The sequence below is a fragment of the Gammaproteobacteria bacterium genome, assembly GCA_013214945.1.
In the GTDB taxonomy this organism is placed as follows: Bacteria; Pseudomonadota; Gammaproteobacteria; order Enterobacterales; family Psychrobiaceae; genus Psychrobium.
In genome coordinates, this window is sequence record JABSRT010000012.1 from 115,920 (window position 1) to 134,098 (window position 18,179).

Sequence of the window (18,179 nt, forward strand, 5' to 3'; positions counted from 1 at the left end):
TGTCAGACTGTCTCTCTGACAAGGTGAATTATGAAATTTAAGTTATTTAATACAGATGGTCGCGCGCGTCGAGGCCAACTTCAATTTGAACGTGGCACGGTCGAAACGCCAGCTTTTATGCCAGTAGGTACTTACGGCACGGTTAAAGGCATGACGCCTGAAGAAGTCACTGAAAGTGGTGCTGAAATTCTATTGGGCAATACCTTTCACCTGTGGTTACGCCCAGGGATGGAAGTAATGCGTGCCCATGGTGATTTACACGGTTTTATGAATTGGCAGGGTCCAATCCTCACCGATTCAGGTGGTTTTCAAGTCTTTAGCCTTGGCGCTATGCGTAAAATAACAGAAGAAGGTGTCCATTTTCGTTCGCCGATCAACGGTGAAAAAGTCTTCATGGACGCCGAAGTATCAATGAGCATTCAATACGATCTTGGCTCTGATATTGTAATGATTTTTGACGAATGTACGCCATACCCAGCGACTTGGGAAGAAGCGAAGCAGTCAATGGAAATGTCACTACGTTGGGCGCAGCGCTCGCGCAATGAATTTGACCGGTTAGAAAATCCTAACGCGTTGTTTGGTATTATCCAAGGCGGTGTTTATGAAGACTTACGCGACATTTCGATGGACGGTTTAACCAATATTGGTTTTGACGGTTATGCGGTTGGCGGACTGGCCGTTGGCGAACCAAAAGAAGACATGCATAGAATTTTGCGTCATGTTTTACCAAAATTACCGGAAGATAAGCCACGCTATTTAATGGGTGTTGGCAAGCCAGAAGATTTGGTGGAAGGGGTTCGACGCGGTGTTGATATGTTCGACTGTGTTATGCCGACCCGTAATGCCCGTAATGGTCATTTATTTACCACCACTGAAATTGTTAAAATCCGTAATGCTAAGCATAAAACAGATGCATCACCACTAGACAGTGAATGTGATTGTTATACCTGTAAAAACTATAGTCGAGGTTATTTACACCACCTTGACAAATGTAATGAAATCTTAGGCGCACGGCTTAATACTATTCATAACTTACGCTTTTATCAGCGTATTATGTCGGAGTTACGCAGTGCAATCGAAGAAAACAAACTCGAGGACTATGTCCAACAGTTCTATGCCCGCCAGGGTAAAGAAGTTCCAGAGTTAGACTTTTAACCTCAGTTAATTGAGGTACTGCCCGAATCTTGTGATGAGGGCGCAGTTATTTTTTAATTTTAATTATAAGAGAAAGGGGAAGTTATGTTTATTTCAAGTGCGATGGCAGCAGAAGGCGCTCAGGCAGCACCAGGTGGCGAGTACGCAAGCCTTATCATGATTGCGGTATTTGGTCTTATTTTCTATTTTATGATTTATCGCCCACAAGCTAAGCGCGTTAAAGAGCATAAAAGCCTAATGTCAGAAATGACTAAAGGCGATGAAGTGCTAACAAACGGTGGCCTTATCGGTAAAATTAGCAAAATCGCAGAAGACAACGATTACGTTCACATTGATATTAGCACTGACTTAACAGTCACCATCAAGAAAGACTACATTTCGGCTGTATTGCCAAAAGGCACAATGAAGTCTCTATAACTCAGGGAGTTGAGATGCTAAATAAATACCCATTATGGAAGAGCCTGCTGGTTGCTTTGACCGTATTGGTGGGCATGCTTTATGCTACCCCCAACCTTTACGAGCCGGATCACGCCTTGCAAATATCTGGGATCCGTGGTGCTGATGTTAATTTACCAACGTTTGAACGGATCCAAAGAAAGCTGACCAGTAATTTTGATGTTAAGTCAGCCGTACTGGAAAATGGTCAGGTTTTAGTTCGTTTTAACGGACTAAAAGATCAACTTAAGGCACGTGAAGCTGCAATAGCCCTACTTGGTGACAAGTTTACTGTCGCTCTTAATATGGCGCAGACCACTCCGGGTTGGTTAAATGCTATTGGTGCATCACCACTTAATCTAGGCTTAGATTTACGTGGTGGTATTTACTTCCTAATGGAAGTTGATATGAATGATTTACTTAAAACCACGCGTCAGCAAATGGTGTTGGATTTTAAGTCTGATTTACGTCAAGACAAGATTCGCTATAAATCGATTCGTCTCAACTCTGATGGTGTGATACTTAAGTTTCGTGATCAAAAGACTTTAGACGTCGCTTTATCATTGCTTAAGACTAATTATCGCACCACGGTATTCCATCAACCTAGCACTGAACCATTAGCTATTCGTGCACGGATGAGTGATCAATTATTACGTGAGACTAAGCTTGCAGCTGTTGAACAAAATATTACGATTATTCGTAGCCGTGTTAACGAGCTAGGGGTTGCTGAACCTGATGTTCAACGTCAGGGTGACGATCGTATCGTTGTTCAGTTACCCGGTATTCAAGATACTGCGCGCGCCAAAGAGCTTTTAGGTGCCACAGCGACACTTGAGTTCCATATGGTTGACGATCGTGCTCAAAGTAATGGTAATGTACCAGCCGGATCTAAGCTCTACCAGCGTCGTGAAGGCGGTGTTGTTGTGCTTAAGAAAGAGATCATGCTGCGCGGTACCCATATTACGGGTGCACAATCGGGCTTTAGTCAATCTTCACAACCTGAAGTGAGTATTAAACTTGATGCTAAGGGCGGCCATAAAATGTCCGAAGGCACCAAGAATAATATTGGCAAGCCAATGGCTACGGTATTTATTGAGTATAAACCTACGGGCAAAACAGACAAAAACGGTAAGAAAATCCTTAAGAAAGTTGAGGAAGTTATCAGTGTTGCGACGATCAATGATCGTTTAGGTCGTAACTTTGTGATTACCGGTCTTGATAGCCCAGCAGAAGCGCGTTCGTTGTCTTTATTATTGCGAGCAGGTGCCTTGCGTGCACCGATTCAAATTATTGAAGAGCGTACTGTTGGTCCAAGCTTAGGCCAAGAAAACATTGAGCAAGGTGCATCAGCAATCGCTTACGGTTTAATGGCTGTGCTGTTGTTTATGTTGGTTTACTACCGCGGTTTTGGGGTGGTTGCTAATATTGCACTAGCGGTCAATGTGGTGTTGATTCTTGGGGTGATGTCAATGATCCCTGGTGCAACGTTAACGTTGCCTGGCATGGCTGGTATCGTTTTGACCGTTGGTATGGCAGTTGATGCTAATGTGCTAATTTTTGAACGGATCAGAGAAGAACTTGCCGCAGGGCGTTCGCCACAGCAGGCAATTCATCATGGTTATGAGGCGGCATTCTCGACTATTTTCGATGCTAACATTACGACCTTGATTGCAGCTATTATTTTGTTTTCGTTTGGCGCTGGCCCGATCAAAGGTTTTGCGGTGACGTTATCAATAGGTATTGTTACTTCGGTATTTACCGCGGTAGTGGTTACACGCGCTATTGTCAACTGGTATGTTAGTGGCAAACGCATTGATAAATTATCAATTTAGGAGATTGTGATGTTTCAAATTTTTAAAGCAAAAGCCACTATCGCCTTTATGAAGCAACGTAAGGTGGCCATGGCTGCCTCGGTGCTGTTGATAATCGCCAGTGTGCTTAGTTTAGCGACGTTTAAGCTAAATTTGGGATTAGACTTTACCGGTGGCACCGTGATTGAAGTTGGCTTTAATCAAGATGCAGACTTAAAAAAAATTAGAACGATACTGGCAGAAACAGGATTTTCTGACGCGATAGTTCAAAACTTTGGTAGTCCACGTGATGTCTTGGTTCGTTTAGCTCCAAGGGCTGATATCAACAATGAAACTATTGGCAGTGATGTGCTTGCGGCGCTTAGAGCAGGTACTGGCGATCAAGTTGAGATGCGTCGGATCGAATTTGTTGGCCCTAAAGTGGGCGGCGAGTTGACCGAAAAAGGCGGCTTAGCAATGCTAACGGCGCTTATCTGTATCATGATTTATGTCTCGTTACGTTTTGAATGGCGTTTTGCGCTAGGTGCAGTAGCAGCCTTAGCGCACGATGTTATCATTACTTTGGGTCTATTCTCTGTTCTGCAGTTAGAGTTTGATTTAACGGTGTTAGCGGCTATTCTAGCGGTTATTGGCTATTCGTTAAATGATACTATCGTGGTGTCGGATCGTATTCGTGAAAACTTTAGAAAGTTACGTACGGGTTCTCCGAGTGAAGTGATTGACATTTCATTAACGCAAACCTTAAGTCGTACCTTCATTACCTCACTAACGACCATTTTTGTGTTGTTAGCGCTGTTTTTACAAGGCGGTGCTTTAATCCACGGTTTTGCAACGGCCTTGTTATTTGGCGTATTCGTTGGTACTTATTCGTCGATTTATGTTGCTTCTTCGGTCGCCCTAGGACTAGGAATCACCAAAGAAGACTTAATTCCGGTTGAAGTAGAAAAAGAAGGTGCCGATCAAGATATCTTGATGCCATAAACCAGCGCCTATTATCCTGCCGACTCAAAGCCTTGAGTCGGCATTTTCGGTTACTTTTATTGATTAAATTTGTATAAGTTTTCCGACTTACCCTAAGTAACTCCCTTGAATCATTAGTAAAGATATGTTTACACTGTAGCTCACTGTTAATCATTGAGGATCTATTGTGCGTTTAGAAGTCATTTGTGAAAACCGTTTGGGCATTGCGCGAGAAATATTAACGCTATTGGCCAGCTTTGATCTTAACTTGCGTGCAATCGATGCTGATCAAACCGGCCGGATTTACGTTCACTTTCCAAAATTAGAATTTAGTGAATTTCAGTCTCTGATGCTCAATATCCGAAAGATTGAAGGCGTAAATGATGTACGACGGGTACCACATTTACCTTCCGAGCAAGAGCATTATGGTTTACTAACATTATTAAAAACCATTCCGGATCCTATTTTTTCAATTGATGCCAAAGGGCAAATAACTCGGGCCAATGAAGCCGGAATTAGTTTGTTACAATGCCAAGATCAGGTATTAACCGCGAGCTCATTACAACAATGGATAAGTGGCTTTTCATTTAGTAAGTGGCTAGCCAGTGACGATGTTACGCCGCAAGTGTGTAAAGTGACGGTTGCAACGATTGAATATTTAGCTGAAATCATGCCGGTCTATTTTTCTGATGGTGAAGAAGAGGCTGATATCTTAACCGGTGCCGTCGTGATATTAAAATCATCCGTTAGAATCGGTAAGCAATATAACGCCCTTAACCAACGCAGTAATCCACTGAATGGCTCTGATAGTTTTCGCCCGGTAATTGCGCAATCTCCGTCGATGAAAACCCTGATTAAACAGGCCGGAATATTCGCGACGTGCCAAGCACCCATTTTAATTCAAGGTCAAACAGGTAGTGGTAAACAACTGTTGGCGCGGGCATGTCACGCGGCTAGCTCACGACACAACAAACCATTTGTGGTGCTCAATTGTGCTAATTTGTCGCCACTAACGGCTGAGCTGGAGTTGTTTGGCCAATCGGCGCCAAACCAAAGTTTTACTCAGGACGTTTCATCAGCAGAGCAGGGTTTACTGGCGAAATGTGAAGGGGGCACGCTCTTTTTAAATCAAATATCTGAGTTATCTTTAGCGCACCAAGGTATGTTATTAGGGTTGCTTGAAACCGATACGTACCGTGCAATTGGCAGCACCGTCGACAGGGTAGCCGATGTCCGGATTATCTGTTCTTCGCAACAAGACTTGGCTCAGTTATGTCAAACGGGTGCAATGCGAGAAGACTTTTATTATCGTATTAATGGCCTATGCCTAAATATATTACCGCTGAATCAACGTCGTAAGGACATAATTGCCTTGGCGGAGCATTTTGTTGAAATATACAGCCAACAATTATCGAGCACAGTAGTACGATTATCTCAACCTGGTCGCGATCATCTGTTAAATTATGGCTGGCCTGGCAATGTGCGGCAGCTTAAACAAGCAATATATAGCGGTATTAGCTTGGCAGACAATACGTTTGAACTGACGGTTGAACATTTGAGCCTACCATCATTTAATCAAGCTTTTGGCTATTTTGATGACAGCTTCGAGGGCACGTTAGATCAGGCAACCAAACAATTTGAAGCTGATATATTACGGCGGTTGTACCCAGCCTATCCTAGTACTCGATTATTAGCTAAAAAGCTCGGGATCTCTCATACCGCGATAGCCAATAAACTGCGTGAGCATGGTATTGCTAAAAAACGCGTTCGTGATACTTTATAAATTAAGATGTCGCTGCCTATGCTTTTGAATGACAAGTTAACAACACTGTTGCGCAAGTTTTAATGATTATTTGGCTGCTAATTTTATTATTTATCACTAGCTTGTCTGTGCTGATATGGAACAGGAACTGGAAGGTATTTTTATTAGCACTTATGCCCCTGATATATGCGATAGTTGATATATACTTAGTATGTCAGTTGTCAGGGCATCGTTCAGAAGCCTGTGTGTGGGGATATTTAAGTTATCTTTATACACTAATAATAGGCAGCTGCTTTTATCTAACGATTACATTATTTCAAGTCGTAATAGCAAGTATCCGCAAAGATAAGACTGCTAAATCAAATAAATCATAGCTAACCTAAAACTGGCGGCTAAAAGGGCAATGCTTGAGAGAAACACTAAATAGCGTTGTTGTAAAATGCGCTAATTTGGTCAGCGGGCTTATGAAAAACATTGAAGTTTGAGTTGATAGCTAACTTGATAATTAAGTAATAAATACTGCACCGAATAAAGCTCACGGCACCTTGCGGCTACCGTGATTTGCTGTAATAGCTTAACTTAATGCTTTAATCCGTTGTTCAAGAGGCGGGTGACTCATCAACCATTGCGAGAAACCTTGCTTGCCATTGATGCCAAGCGCCATCATGCTTGATTCCATCTGGCTCTCATTACCACGGTTTAAACGCTCTAACGCCGCGCGCATTTTATGCTTTGACGTTAGCTTAGCAGCGCCTTCGTCGGCTTTAAATTCACGCTGACGCGAGAAGTAAGCAACCACGACACTGGCCAACACCCCAAATACCATTTCTAAAGCGATAACCACGCCAAAATAAGCGATGGTGCCTAACCCGCCTTCACCGTCTTCGTCTTTAGTTGCACTGTCGATTGCACCTGCAATTAGGCGAGCAGCGAAAATTACAAAGGTATTTACGACCCCTTGGATCAAGGCTAAAGTAATCATGTCACCGTTGGCAACATGGCTTATTTCATGGGCTAAAACGGCTTCAACCTCGTCGCGGCTCATTTGATTTAATAAACCGCTACTAACAGCAACCAAGGCTTTATTGCGACTTGCACCGGTAGCAAAAGCATTCATGTCCTCACTTGGGTATATTGCGACTTCAGGCATCGTAATATTAGCCAATTTAGCTTGAGTGGCAACAGTGTCTAATAACCAGTGCTCTGTTTCGTTTTTAGGCTGTGTGATGACTTGGGCACCGGTAGTACGTTTAGCCATCCATTTAGACATTAACAGCGATATAATCGAACCACCAAAGCCAAAGACTGCGGCTAAGACTAATAGGCCAGTTATGCTTGAACGGTCAAGGCCAAAGACACTAAATATAACACTTAGTACGATGCTTAATACGACCATCACAGCGATATTGGTGAGTAAAAATAGGGCAATACGTTTCATTAAAATTCCAAGTTTAAAATATTAACGACATAATATGTCATTCATATTTTATTTCAAGTGATTTAGGTTAGTTTGTCACTGCTCTTGAGCATCAATAATGAAATGTTGGTTGGTTAAAAGTGAACTAATTGGCAGTGGTTTACTGTGATAAAACCCTTGAATAACGTCGATCGATAGCTCTTTTAATAGTGGGATTAGCTCAGGATTTTCAACATGTTTGGCCATTGTTGTTATATTCATTACTCTGGCCATTGCGGCAATTGATTGTACTTGTACTCGAGCAACTTTGTTGTCGACAATACTGTTAATTAAATGGCCATCAATGTTTACTCGACAAATCGGGATATCGCGCATCTGGGCAAAAGATAAATTACCATTGCCAAAATTATCAAGCGCAAAGTTAACCCCGTATTGATGTAAAGATTCAATGAAGTTATAAGCTTTAGAAAGACTAGATAATGCGATATATTCGGTTATTTCAAAGACTAAATGTTTAGCTAAGTCTTTATGCTGCTCGATAATTGAGATGATTTTTATCAGTTGTGAATCGTCACCAAAAGACGCTGAACTTAAATTGATCGATATACTATTTATTGATTTCAGTTGCTTACTGTGGCGGCTCATCCATTGCAGAGTATGTTCGATGACCCATAAATCTAATTGCGACGCTAAATTATAGCGAATAGCAGCGGATAAAAATTGTTTTGGAAAAATGAGCTTATTACCATCTTTTAAACGAATTAATATTTCAATACCCGCGGTATCTTCTGTGGTCAACAAATGACTGCTGGTTTGCACATACAAGATAAAGTTATTATTTTCCAACGCCGTTCTAATTTTATTGGCCCAATAAGCATCGCCAAACAAGTTGACGTTTGGTTGATCGACTCGTTGATAAAGAATGGTCTGATTACCGCCACCGATTTTCGCTTGAAAACAGGCTAAATCAGCTTGCACCATTAACTGTTCATAGCTTTCACTGTTCTGATCAATCCAGGTAATGCCAATGCGGCCGGTAATAGATAACTGGTTGGTTTGCCACATAAATTTATGGTCTTCTAACAAAGTTAATAACTCATCACAACACCGTCTGGCAGATTCTAGCGAACAATCTTTCATTAAAATGGCAAACTGATCAGCATTAAGCCGGGCTAGGGTATCTCGTTGTCGTAAATGATTGCGGAAGATAGCCGCAATCTGGCGCAAAAATTCGTCACCGGCAGTTTGACCGCATTGGCGATTAATCTGATTAAAATTGTCTAAGTCTACGACGCAAATGGCGTGTTGATTATGTTCTAACTTGGCCGAATCAATAGCTAGCAGGACATTTTTATTGAAACCGTGCGTGTTGATTAAGCCCGTTAACATGTCATGGTTCAGCTGATAATCAAATTGGCTGGTTTGGTGTCTATTTTCGGTAATATCTTCTTGAACAATGACAAACTTTGTAATGGTGCCTTGGGCATTTTTTATCGGTGATATATGATCATATGCCCAATAGGCATCGCCATTTTTCTTGATACTTTTTATTTCGCCACGCCAATCTTTACCTTGAGTGACACATTGCCAGATCTCTTCCTGCAGAGCGGTATTGTCCTTGGAGGAGGTTAATTTATTGTAGGGTTTTCCGACCAATTCTGCCGCTTGATAACCCGTAAGCAAACAAAATTTAGGGTTAACATAATCAATGTTCAAACAGCGATCGATAATCAGCAAGGCGTTTGGACTGTGTTGTACCGCAAGCGATATTTTACGCAACCTTTGACTATCGCGGTGACGCTCAATCGCTAATGCCGTTAAAGTTGCTGCTTCTTTGAGTGCAAGCACCAACGCGGGTGACGCCGGATTGACGATTTTTGAATAAATATCAAAACAGCCCAACAATTCTCCGCTCGCACTATGAATAGGATTGGACCATGCTGAACGAATACTGTTGTTCCATGAAATATGTTTAAAATCGATCCAGTAAGGATGAGTTAAAACATCTTCAACGATAACCATTTTATTTAAATAAGCGGCACTACCACAGGATATTACCCGCTCGCCAATTTCAAGTTCTGTTAGTGACTGATGAAAATTATTGGCTAGTTTGGGCGCAATCACTTCAACAAACCGCCTGTTGTTATGATCGGTCAGTAATACTGCGCCCGCAATATCATCAAACTTAGACTCAATATCATTGATAATGTGTTCAAAAATACTATTAATTGGTTTTTCGTGGGCCAGCATATCCAAAATAACATTGCGGCTAGTATGTGCATTAGTTGCTTGTTTTAATTGAGTTATGTCTTCAATTAATATCATTGCACCAGTAAGCAGTTTGTTATCTTGATAAATTAGCTTACTTTGTGATTTTAAGGTTACAGGTAGCCGACTAGGCGGCGTAATAACTGTTTCTACCTCAAGTTCCTCACCACGATAAAGTGCTTTATGAAGCAAGCCGTTGACTAGGTTTTCGACCGTATTGTTGGCAAGGTTTTCAGTTTTAGCATCACCGGTTAAATACTGTTTATCATCGCTGCCATAAAGCTGTTTAGCGGCGTGATTGGACAAATATATTTCGCCATCGTCATTACACACGATAATACCCTCACTCATATTATCTAATACGGTATCAAACAAATGATTACGACTGTTCAGTGCTGTTGTCGCGCGCAATAACTGACGGCGGACCCGTCGAGGTTCAAGTAATGCCCAATAAATGATTAGGGTAATGAAAGACGTCAGTAATAAGGTGAAAATCCAACTAATATTAAATTTAGCAATAAAGTTATCATTATCGTAACTCATCTCTAATAGCCAATTATCCTCTGGCACCCGTACAGGGGCGTTATATATCACATGCCCTAATCGTTGCTCCGAACTGGCTAGCACAATAAACTTATTATGGGCGCTGATATGTGATAATTGAAAGCGGTAGCCGTCGCTGCTTAGTTGCACTAAGCGTAATTGTGAGACGATCTCTGTGATATTTAACTGATAAGACACAAAGCCCCAAAATTTTCCATTGATTTCTAATGGCTTATTCACGGTGAATAACATTTGCTGGTTATCGGCTATCACAGGCACAGAATAAAATGTCCGTGCAGAAACTCTGGCTTGATTTTTTTTTGAACGTGGTGGGCTAACGAGTCGGCCAACTAAGCTCTGCTCATAAGCACGTGGAAATACTGCGGTAGTTAACAAATTGGGCGCAAAAGAGATTCTAACTATTTCTTGATGGTGGGATAACAGGTTATCAACTAGCTCTTCAATGTCGGACATCTTACCTTGTTCAGTGGTAATTTTATGTTTTATCAGTTGATGAGAAGACAATATATGCTTGATTTTGTTTTCTATTTCGATTGAATAAGTGACGGTTTGCTGATTAAGAATTTGACGTTGTTGTTGTTGCCAGACATTATTGGAAATACTAGCCCAGTAACTGACGGCAGAAAAAATCAAGATAAAACAACATATAGGTAGCAGTAAATTAAATTTTACAGTCTGGCTCTTCAGCTCGCCATACTCCATTTTTTATCCATAATTTGATATTTATGGCACTATTCTATCTATATTTGTCTGATTTTCAACCTTTTATCTTAGGTAGCAATGAGAGAGAATGTGGAAAGGGTGTGAAGAAAGAGTGAAGGGGTAATAACAAAGAAATTCAAAAGTGAGCTCAAGAGCTCACTTTTGAAATAAGCGGGATTAAAGAGCTAAGAATAACCCAGCAAGAGTCGCGCTCATTAGGTTTGACAAGCTACCAGCTAAAACAGCTTTCATACCAAGCTGTGCTAGCTCGGTACGACGTGTTGGTGCCATAGCACCTAGTCCGCCAAGCAAAATTGCAATTGAAGATAGGTTAGCAAAACCACACAAAGCAAAAGTAACAATCGCTTGAGTATGTGCTGATAAACTGTCTTTAACTGAAACAAAGTCGATGTAAGCAACGAATTCGTTAACAATTAGTTTCTGACCAATGAAGCTACCAGCTTGAATTGCTTCGCTCCAAGGAACACCAATTAAGAACGCTAGAGGGGCAAAGGCATAACCTAGTAGTTGTTGAATGGTCACGCCATCAAAACCAACTAGCGCAGCAACCCAACCAACCATGCCGTTTAATAAGGCGATAAGGCCGATGAATGCTAGTAGCATTGCGCCAACATTTAATGCTAATTGCAGACCTGATGCGGCGCCAGAAGCAGCTGCGTCAATTACGTTCGCAGGTTTTTGCTCTTCACTCGCGTCGTCTAATGTTTCAGTCGGAGTCTTGGTTTCTGGCACAATCAGTTTTGCCATTAACAAGCCACCAGGTGCAGCCATAAATGAAGCAGCAACCAAGTATTTCAGTTCAATGCCAAGACTTGCATAACCAGCAAGTACTGAACCTGCCACTGATGCTAGACCACCAACCATTACAGCAAACAACTCTGAACGAGTCATGTTGGCAATGTATGGGCGAACAACTAACGGAGCTTCAGTTTGACCGACAAAAACATTAGCAGTAGCTGATAATGATTCTGTGCGGCTAATTTTAAGGGCGCGTTGTAGTGCACCACCAAGTACTCGGATGATGAATTGCATCACACCCAGGTAGTAAAGTACTGAGATTAACGCAGAGAAGAAGATAATGATTGGCAATACGCGTAAGGCAAAAACAAAACCACCGCCGCCAAATACTTCAAACATTTTATTACTGACCAGGCCGCCAAACATAAAGTTTAGCCCAGCTTGGGCGCTGTCGATGACCCCTTGAACGGCTCCAGCGATTGCTGAGAGTATTGATTGTCCTGCTGGTACATACAACACAAACGCGCCTAAGCTAGCTTGAATTATAAAAGCTAAAACAACAGTTCGAATGTTGATGGCCTGGCGGTTTTCAGAAAAGGCTAGCGCGATAAGTATTAGTGTAACAATACCAACTATACCCATTATTATATTCATTTTGGTTCCCCGATTTGTAATTTTAGCACTTGACATTTTTTAAGTTTTGTGGTCAGGGATTGCTCACTGCCGACGGAGCTATTTTAGCTGTTGCCGACCTTAATGTACCCTAGAGAGTAGATAAAAAACTGTAACCGTGAGCAGTGTCTCGAAAGGCGAAAACAAGTAGGTATGCTATTGATTTTTATTAACCAATTGTAATTAATGTGCATTGTGGTTAATTCGTTTGATAAGTATACGCTGTGGCTATTTTGCGGTGCTAAGCGTTGATCGTTACGCTGTGCTCAACTTGTGATACTTGTTACTCCTAAGCATCAACTAACCAATATATCGGGTGTTAATTCATATAAATATTGCCATGTTTAGTCATTAACCTGCTGTTTTTTGCTTTAGATCACGGATTTTTTTACCAACTGTGCTACTTTAGTTAGGCTAGGCAGGTTGTATAAGTCTTGCCATATACAGGATATGAATTTTAGCTAACCCTCTGTTTTAGCTAAAATATGTGCGACATTTCTTCTGTTATTCCAGCTTTGATTAATATCTCTCCTATATCCTGTCGATAATGACTGCCTTAATTAAATCAAAAATGACCTAATCAACGGCCGTTCGTTTAGATTAGTTCGGGGTTATGTATAAGTTATCGTGGTGGCTATTTCGTGTTTAATGAGGTTGTGTGTGGAGGGAGCGTGCTGACTGTCGATATACAGGGTAGGGCAAGTTAAGTTAGTTTATGATGTAATCAAGCTGAGCTGCGATTAAAACCTCAGGTTAATCCGATTAATTATTGTCATAGGATAGAGAAATGAAATCAGTTTCGGTCATGCTTGTCCTCGTTGTTGTAAGCTTAGCTGGGTGCGCTAGCCGCGCCAACGTCGATTACGATCAAGCTTTTAATTTCGAGAAAATCACCACGTATGCGTGGCTTGAACCGGCCACTGTGGGCACCGATCCAACGCAACTTTTTTTAAGTCAATTGTCACATCGACGGATGGTTTATGCGATAGATAACCAACTGATGACTAAAGATCTGATCAAAGTAGCGCGTCACAAAGCTGATGTACTCGTGAGTTACCAAGCGTCGGTGGTCAAGCAGGTGTTACCGCAATTACAGCCTCAATTAGCCTATACATTGGGATTTGGACATCATTTTCATCGCAATTATTTTGGGTTAAGCTATCAGTTAGATCCCGCTTATCGTCGGTATGATGAAAGACGTTTGGTCATTGATATATTTAGCCCTAATCAGCAGCTGATTTGGCGAGGTGGCTTGAGTTTACCGATAAAAACACGCCTAAACCCAGTTGAGCGGGCTCAAGAAATAAACCAAACGGTGGCTAAAATTCTTGCGAGCTTCCCGCCGGCATTGGAGAGCGAGACTGATAAATAAGGCAGGGTAGTGAAATTTTTCTAAGCGAGTAAGAACACTAAAAATGAGCTGTAATAAGCGACTAAACTCATTTGAATTTAGTCGCATCTAGTTAAGATGTTATTGAGCTAAAGGCGTCGAAAACTCATCACTAAGTTGGTAGTCGCCCTCGGCGCTAGTCAGCTTGTTTTGCTTAAAAGTAAGGATTAGTTCTTTATAGGTTACTTTGGCATTGTGGCCTGATTTAAAGCGATAAATATAACGCCAATTATCGCCACCAAAGGTGTCATCAAGGATCGGACGACCAATCAAGAAAGCCACTTGCTGCTTGCTCATTTCAATGCGTAGTTTATTTACATCTTTTTGTTCAATAAAATTACCTTGTGGTAAATCTTGTTTATAGACCAGCCAATCAACAAAAGCACATGAAGGCAAGGTTACGGTGATTGTGGCTACTAGTAGCCATTTTGAAAGTGATTTAAACGTCATTGTTCCTCTATATATTGCGCTTGATGATTGCTATGACGGCATAATAGCCAAGGGGTTCCCTAAAGTAAATTTTATTTATGAACCGATTGGTAATATTCGTTAGATAAATGGCTGATTTGTTAGTGTGAAACCATCCGACGTTACCGTTAAAACACTGCCTTGAGTATACCAATCACCTAACACTATTCGGGTTGAAGCTTGAGAACCTATATTAAATGTATGGGTGTCTGGACGGTGAGTATGGCCGTGAATTAATACGTCGACTTCAGCTATTTTCATTTGGTTGACAACCTCGGACTGTGTTACATCCATAATGGTCATGGATTTGGTCGAGTTTACTTGTGCTGAGCGGTTTCTCGCCCGACGAGCAATAGCGCGTCGCACTGCTAAAGGCAGTGATAAAATCATTAGTTGCCACCAACGGCGGCGACTTTTAGTGCGAAACTTTTGATATTCAACGTCTAATGTGCACAAGCTATCGCCATGCATGATTAAGACATTCTTGCCATAAAGATTGATCGTCTGTAATTGAGGCAATAAGGTGATGCTGGCCTTTTTTGCATATTTAGGGCCGAGTAAAAAGTCACGATTACCGTGAATAAAAAATATTTCAACGCCACTGTCGTGCAAATGTTTTAACTCACGGGCGACTTGTGTCGTCAGAGGGGTTATATTGTCGTCGCCTATCCAAACTTCGAACAGATCGCCAAGAATATACAATGCTTGTGCTTGAATTGCTTCGGTGCGTAAAAAATGAAAAAAAAGCTCGCTAATGTCTGCGCGCTCTTCACTTAAATGCAAGTCAGCGATAAAAAGAGTTTTAGTCATAAAAAAGAAGGCACTGTTAAGTGCCTTTACAATCAATTAGTAAGGAAATAGGGATTAGCTCAATTCTGCTTTTTCGATAATAACTTCATCCAGAGGAACATCTTGATGATGGCCACGGTTACCGGTATCAACTGATTTGATTTTTTCAACAATATCCATGCCTTCAACAACTTCAGCAAATACGCAATAACCCCAGCCTTGAGTGCTTTCGCTGGTAAAGTTTAAGAAATCATTGTCTGACAGGTTGATGAAAAACTGAGCGCTAGCAGAATGCGGATCTTGAGTACGAGCCATCGCTAGGGTGCCTTTTTTGTTTTTCAGGCCGTTGTTTGCTTCATTCTGGATTGAAGAAACAGTGTCTTTTTCTTCCATGCCCGAAGCGAAACCGCCGCCTTGAACCATAAAACCGTCAATTACACGGTGAAAAATGGTGCCGTCATAGAAACCATCTTTAACATACTGTTCGAAATTGGCGACAGTTGCAGGTGCTTTGTCGGCAAAAGTTTCAATCTTGATCTGACCGAAGTTAGTGAACAATGTAATCATTTTAAATAAGCCTTTAATTTTAGTAAATTCAGCCAAATTTTACCTTGTTTAAACTAAATCGCAAAGAATATGCTAAAAAAATCCCAATTTTAGTCAAAATAATTGAGGGGAGATCACCGTCCTGTTAAACTTCCCCTTTTATATCTACGCGATTCATAGGAATTTTTACGCATGCTATCGATTTACAATACGCTGACGCGCCAAAAAGAAGTTTTTAAGCCGATTGAACCTGGCAAAGTAGGCATGTATGTTTGTGGTGTTACCACCTATGATCATTGCCATATTGGACATGGCCGCACTTATGTGTTTTTTGACACCATCGTGCGTTACCTACGTTTTAGCGGCTACAGCGTCAAATACGTGCGTAACATTACCGATGTTGATGACAAAATCATTGCCCGTGCCAACCAAAATGGTGAACACTTTTTGGCTTTAACCGAGCGTTTTACCGAGATTATGCATGACAACTTTAAGTCGCTTAATATGGTTGAACCTGACGTAGAACCTAAAGTATCGACCCATATCACTGAAATTATCGATTTAATCGAACGTTTGATTGACCGTAATCATGCGTATGTTGCAACGAATGGCGACGTTTTATTTTCGGTACCAAGTTATGAGGCTTATGGCCAGTTAAGCCGTCAAGATCTCGATATGCTGCAAGCGGGTTCACGAGTCGACGTGGTACAAGAAAAACAAAACCCAATGGATTTTGTGTTGTGGAAAATGGCCAAACCCCAAGAGCCGAGTTGGTCATCACCATGGGGTGAAGGGCGCCCAGGTTGGCACATTGAATGTTCAGCGATGAACGCCAAGCATCTTGGTTTGAAATTTGACATTCATGGTGGCGGTTCCGATTTAACCTTCCCACATCATGAAAATGAGATAGCTCAGTCATGCTGCGCCTATGATACTAACTATGTTAATACCTGGGTTCATTCGGGTATGGTGCAAGTTGATAAAGAAAAAATGTCCAAATCACTGGGTAACTTCTTTACCATTAGTGATGTGTTAGAAGTCTTTGACGGTGAAACCATTCGGTTCTTTTTGCTTAATGGCCATTACCGTAGCCAGCTAAACTACAGTGAAGACAACTTACATCAAGGCCGTTCGGCTTTAGAACGCCTATATACGGCATTGCGCGGTATTACGCTGACGACAGACGTTGACATGGACAACGACTACGCTAGCCGTTTTAAAACTGCGATGGATGACGATTTTAATACACCGGAGGCTTTGCCGGTATTATTTGAATTGGCCAAAGAGATTAATCGTTGTAAAGACAGCGATAGTGCCAAAGCGAGTGAGTTGGCCGCTATTCTCGTCAACTTGGGTGCTGTGCTTGGTGTCTTACAAGCTGATCCTGAAAGTTTTCTGCAAGGTGACAACGCCGATGACGAAAGTGCGGCGATTGAAGCGCTTATTGTCAAACGTAACGACGCGCGCGCTGCCAAAGACTGGGCTGCTGCCGATGCGGCACGTAATGAACTGACTGCAATGGGAATTGTGCTGGAAGATAGCGCTGGTGTTACCAGTTGGCGTCGCCTATAAACCGATAGCCGTTATAAGCTACAATAGGCGATAATTATCGCCTATTGTAGCTTTTTCAACGGAGATACCCGAGTATTGCTCCTGATCACGGGTTGTTAAACTCCTCCGATTGCTTGAGCTGATGGCGTTCCCGCTACCAACAAGAAGTCAAAATAGATGAATCTAGCTCAGTATTATTGTCAAAACGATCGCACATTTTCTTTTAGTCGTCAGCAGGCCAGTGATTTCGCGAAACAAATTGCCGGTGATTTTAATCCGTTGCACGATGTCGAAACCAAAAAGTTTTGCGTACCGGGTGATTTACTCTTTAGCTTAGCATTGGACAAACTCGGTGTGAGCAAGCAGATGAATTTCACCTTTTGTGGCATGGTCAGTGATAATCTCGAACTCGATTATAATGACAAAGCGGCCGAGCAATTAAGCATTATTGATAGTGCTGACAAAGAATATCTTAAGATTGACCGTAGCGGTGAGTTATCGGGCGACAGTCAATTAGCTAATTCGCTGGCTCAACGTTATGTCGAGTTTTCAGGTGATACGTTTCCAAATATTTTGTTGCCATTAATGGAACAAAATAACGTGATGATCAATCCTGCGCGACCTCTAGTGATTTATGAAAGCATGTCGATTAGTTTAAACCGGCTAGACTTTATCAATCCAAGCCTTGAAGTAACGCATACTGAGCTTGAGGTTAACGGCAAACGTGGCCGCGCTATTTTACAATTCTGTTTTAAAGTGGGTGATGAAGTTGTCGGTCAAGGTGAAAAACGGATGGCACTAAGTGGCCTGCGCGAATTTGATGCTGAAATTATGACTAAAGTGGTGGCGGATTATCAAGCACGTAAAGCGGGTTATAATCAATAAATAGCTTAAATGCGAACAACTAAGCCTATTGGCGCTGTTGTTCGC

The 18,179-nt window shown here is 41.7% G+C and carries 14 protein-coding genes; 8 read left to right on the forward strand and 6 right to left on the reverse strand.

Annotated elements, in window-relative coordinates:
- Nucleotides 1-30: 30 nt before the first annotated feature.
- From tgt to HRU23_11250, 5 genes are all read left to right on the forward strand, one after another.
- Nucleotides 31-1,155 carry a tRNA guanosine(34) transglycosylase Tgt gene (gene tgt / locus HRU23_11230; GenBank protein ID NRA54706.1) on the forward strand — a complete coding sequence of 375 codons (1,125 nt, stop codon included), beginning with the start codon at nucleotides 31-33 and terminating at the stop codon, nucleotides 1,153-1,155.
- A gap of 84 nt (nucleotides 1,156-1,239) precedes the next feature.
- On the forward strand, nucleotides 1,240-1,572 hold the full coding sequence (gene yajC, locus HRU23_11235; protein ID NRA54707.1) for a preprotein translocase subunit YajC: 333 nt from the start codon (nucleotides 1,240-1,242) through the stop codon (nucleotides 1,570-1,572).
- Between the two features lie 14 nt (nucleotides 1,573-1,586).
- Complete coding sequence (secD, locus tag HRU23_11240; GenBank protein ID NRA54708.1) at nucleotides 1,587-3,422, forward strand: protein translocase subunit SecD; 1,836 nt, start codon at nucleotides 1,587-1,589, stop codon at nucleotides 3,420-3,422.
- Between the two features lie 9 nt (nucleotides 3,423-3,431).
- A complete protein-coding gene (secF, locus tag HRU23_11245; protein NRA54709.1) occupies nucleotides 3,432-4,382 on the forward strand; it encodes a protein translocase subunit SecF in 951 nt (316 codons plus the stop codon).
- Between the two features lie 166 nt (nucleotides 4,383-4,548).
- Nucleotides 4,549-6,144, forward strand: coding sequence for a sigma 54-interacting transcriptional regulator (locus HRU23_11250; GenBank protein NRA54710.1), 1,596 nt, complete (start codon nucleotides 4,549-4,551; stop codon nucleotides 6,142-6,144).
- Between the two features lie 553 nt (nucleotides 6,145-6,697).
- Here HRU23_11250 and htpX read toward each other — a convergent pair.
- The 3 genes from htpX to HRU23_11265 all read right to left on the reverse strand — a co-directional run bounded on the left by htpX (nucleotide 6,698) and on the right by HRU23_11265 (nucleotide 12,487).
- Complete coding sequence (gene htpX, locus HRU23_11255; GenBank protein NRA54711.1) at nucleotides 6,698-7,561, reverse strand: protease HtpX; 864 nt, start codon at nucleotides 7,559-7,561, stop codon at nucleotides 6,698-6,700.
- 75 nt (nucleotides 7,562-7,636) lie between these two features.
- Entirely contained in the window at nucleotides 7,637-11,005 is a 3,369-nt protein-coding gene (locus tag HRU23_11260) for an EAL domain-containing protein (protein ID NRA54712.1), read from the reverse strand.
- Nucleotides 11,006-11,251: 246 nt separating this feature from the next.
- The gene (locus HRU23_11265; protein NRA54713.1) at nucleotides 11,252-12,487 is read right to left on the reverse strand and encodes a NupC/NupG family nucleoside CNT transporter; all 1,236 of its coding nucleotides are present in this window, start codon (nucleotides 12,485-12,487) and stop codon (nucleotides 11,252-11,254) included.
- 805 nt (nucleotides 12,488-13,292) lie between these two features.
- On the opposite strand from HRU23_11265, the gene HRU23_11270 reads away from it, so the two are divergent.
- The gene (locus HRU23_11270; GenBank protein NRA54714.1) at nucleotides 13,293-13,877 is read left to right on the forward strand and encodes a DUF4136 domain-containing protein; all 585 of its coding nucleotides are present in this window, start codon (nucleotides 13,293-13,295) and stop codon (nucleotides 13,875-13,877) included.
- Between the two features lie 99 nt (nucleotides 13,878-13,976).
- Here HRU23_11270 and HRU23_11275 read toward each other — a convergent pair whose 3' ends face one another.
- From HRU23_11275 to HRU23_11285, 3 genes are all read right to left on the reverse strand, one after another.
- Nucleotides 13,977-14,345 carry an outer membrane protein assembly factor BamE gene (locus HRU23_11275; protein ID NRA54715.1) on the reverse strand — a complete coding sequence of 123 codons (369 nt, stop codon included), beginning with the start codon at nucleotides 14,343-14,345 and terminating at the stop codon, nucleotides 13,977-13,979.
- Nucleotides 14,346-14,444: 99 nt separating this feature from the next.
- Nucleotides 14,445-15,173, reverse strand: a complete 729-nt coding sequence (locus tag HRU23_11280) for a UDP-2,3-diacylglucosamine diphosphatase (protein NRA54716.1) — start codon at nucleotides 15,171-15,173, stop codon at nucleotides 14,445-14,447.
- Nucleotides 15,174-15,227: 54 nt separating this feature from the next.
- On the reverse strand, nucleotides 15,228-15,719 hold the full coding sequence (locus tag HRU23_11285) for a peptidylprolyl isomerase (protein ID NRA54717.1): 492 nt from the start codon (nucleotides 15,717-15,719) through the stop codon (nucleotides 15,228-15,230).
- A 171-nt stretch (nucleotides 15,720-15,890) separates the two neighbouring features.
- Here HRU23_11285 and HRU23_11290 point away from each other — a divergent pair, with 171 nt between their 5' ends.
- Nucleotides 15,891-17,270, forward strand: a complete 1,380-nt coding sequence (locus HRU23_11290; protein ID NRA54718.1) for a cysteine--tRNA ligase — start codon at nucleotides 15,891-15,893, stop codon at nucleotides 17,268-17,270.
- A gap of 156 nt (nucleotides 17,271-17,426) precedes the next feature.
- A complete protein-coding gene (locus HRU23_11295; GenBank protein NRA54719.1) occupies nucleotides 17,427-18,134 on the forward strand; it encodes a DUF3581 family protein in 708 nt (235 codons plus the stop codon).
- The last annotated feature ends 45 nt before the right edge of the window (nucleotides 18,135-18,179 follow it).

What these genes read in the sequence shown, in the direction of transcription:
- tgt (NRA54706.1), top strand. Translation starts at nt 31, where the DNA reads ATGAAATTTAAGTTATTTAATACAGATGGTCGCGCGCGTCGAGGCCAA.
- yajC (NRA54707.1), top strand. Translation starts at nt 1,240, where the DNA reads ATGTTTATTTCAAGTGCGATGGCAGCAGAAGGCGCTCAGGCAGCACCA.
- secD (NRA54708.1), top strand. Translation starts at nt 1,587, where the DNA reads ATGCTAAATAAATACCCATTATGGAAGAGCCTGCTGGTTGCTTTGACC.
- secF (NRA54709.1), top strand. Translation starts at nt 3,432, where the DNA reads ATGTTTCAAATTTTTAAAGCAAAAGCCACTATCGCCTTTATGAAGCAA.
- htpX (NRA54711.1), bottom strand. Translation starts at nt 7,561, where the DNA reads ATGAAACGTATTGCCCTATTTTTACTCACCAATATCGCTGTGATGGTC.
- HRU23_11265 (NRA54713.1), bottom strand. Translation starts at nt 12,487, where the DNA reads ATGAATATAATAATGGGTATAGTTGGTATTGTTACACTAATACTTATC.
- HRU23_11270 (NRA54714.1), top strand. Translation starts at nt 13,293, where the DNA reads ATGAAATCAGTTTCGGTCATGCTTGTCCTCGTTGTTGTAAGCTTAGCT.
- HRU23_11275 (NRA54715.1), bottom strand. Translation starts at nt 14,345, where the DNA reads ATGACGTTTAAATCACTTTCAAAATGGCTACTAGTAGCCACAATCACC.
- HRU23_11280 (NRA54716.1), bottom strand. Translation starts at nt 15,173, where the DNA reads ATGACTAAAACTCTTTTTATCGCTGACTTGCATTTAAGTGAAGAGCGC.
- HRU23_11285 (NRA54717.1), bottom strand. Translation starts at nt 15,719, where the DNA reads ATGATTACATTGTTCACTAACTTCGGTCAGATCAAGATTGAAACTTTT.
- HRU23_11290 (NRA54718.1), top strand. Translation starts at nt 15,891, where the DNA reads ATGCTATCGATTTACAATACGCTGACGCGCCAAAAAGAAGTTTTTAAG.
- HRU23_11295 (NRA54719.1), top strand. Translation starts at nt 17,427, where the DNA reads ATGAATCTAGCTCAGTATTATTGTCAAAACGATCGCACATTTTCTTTT.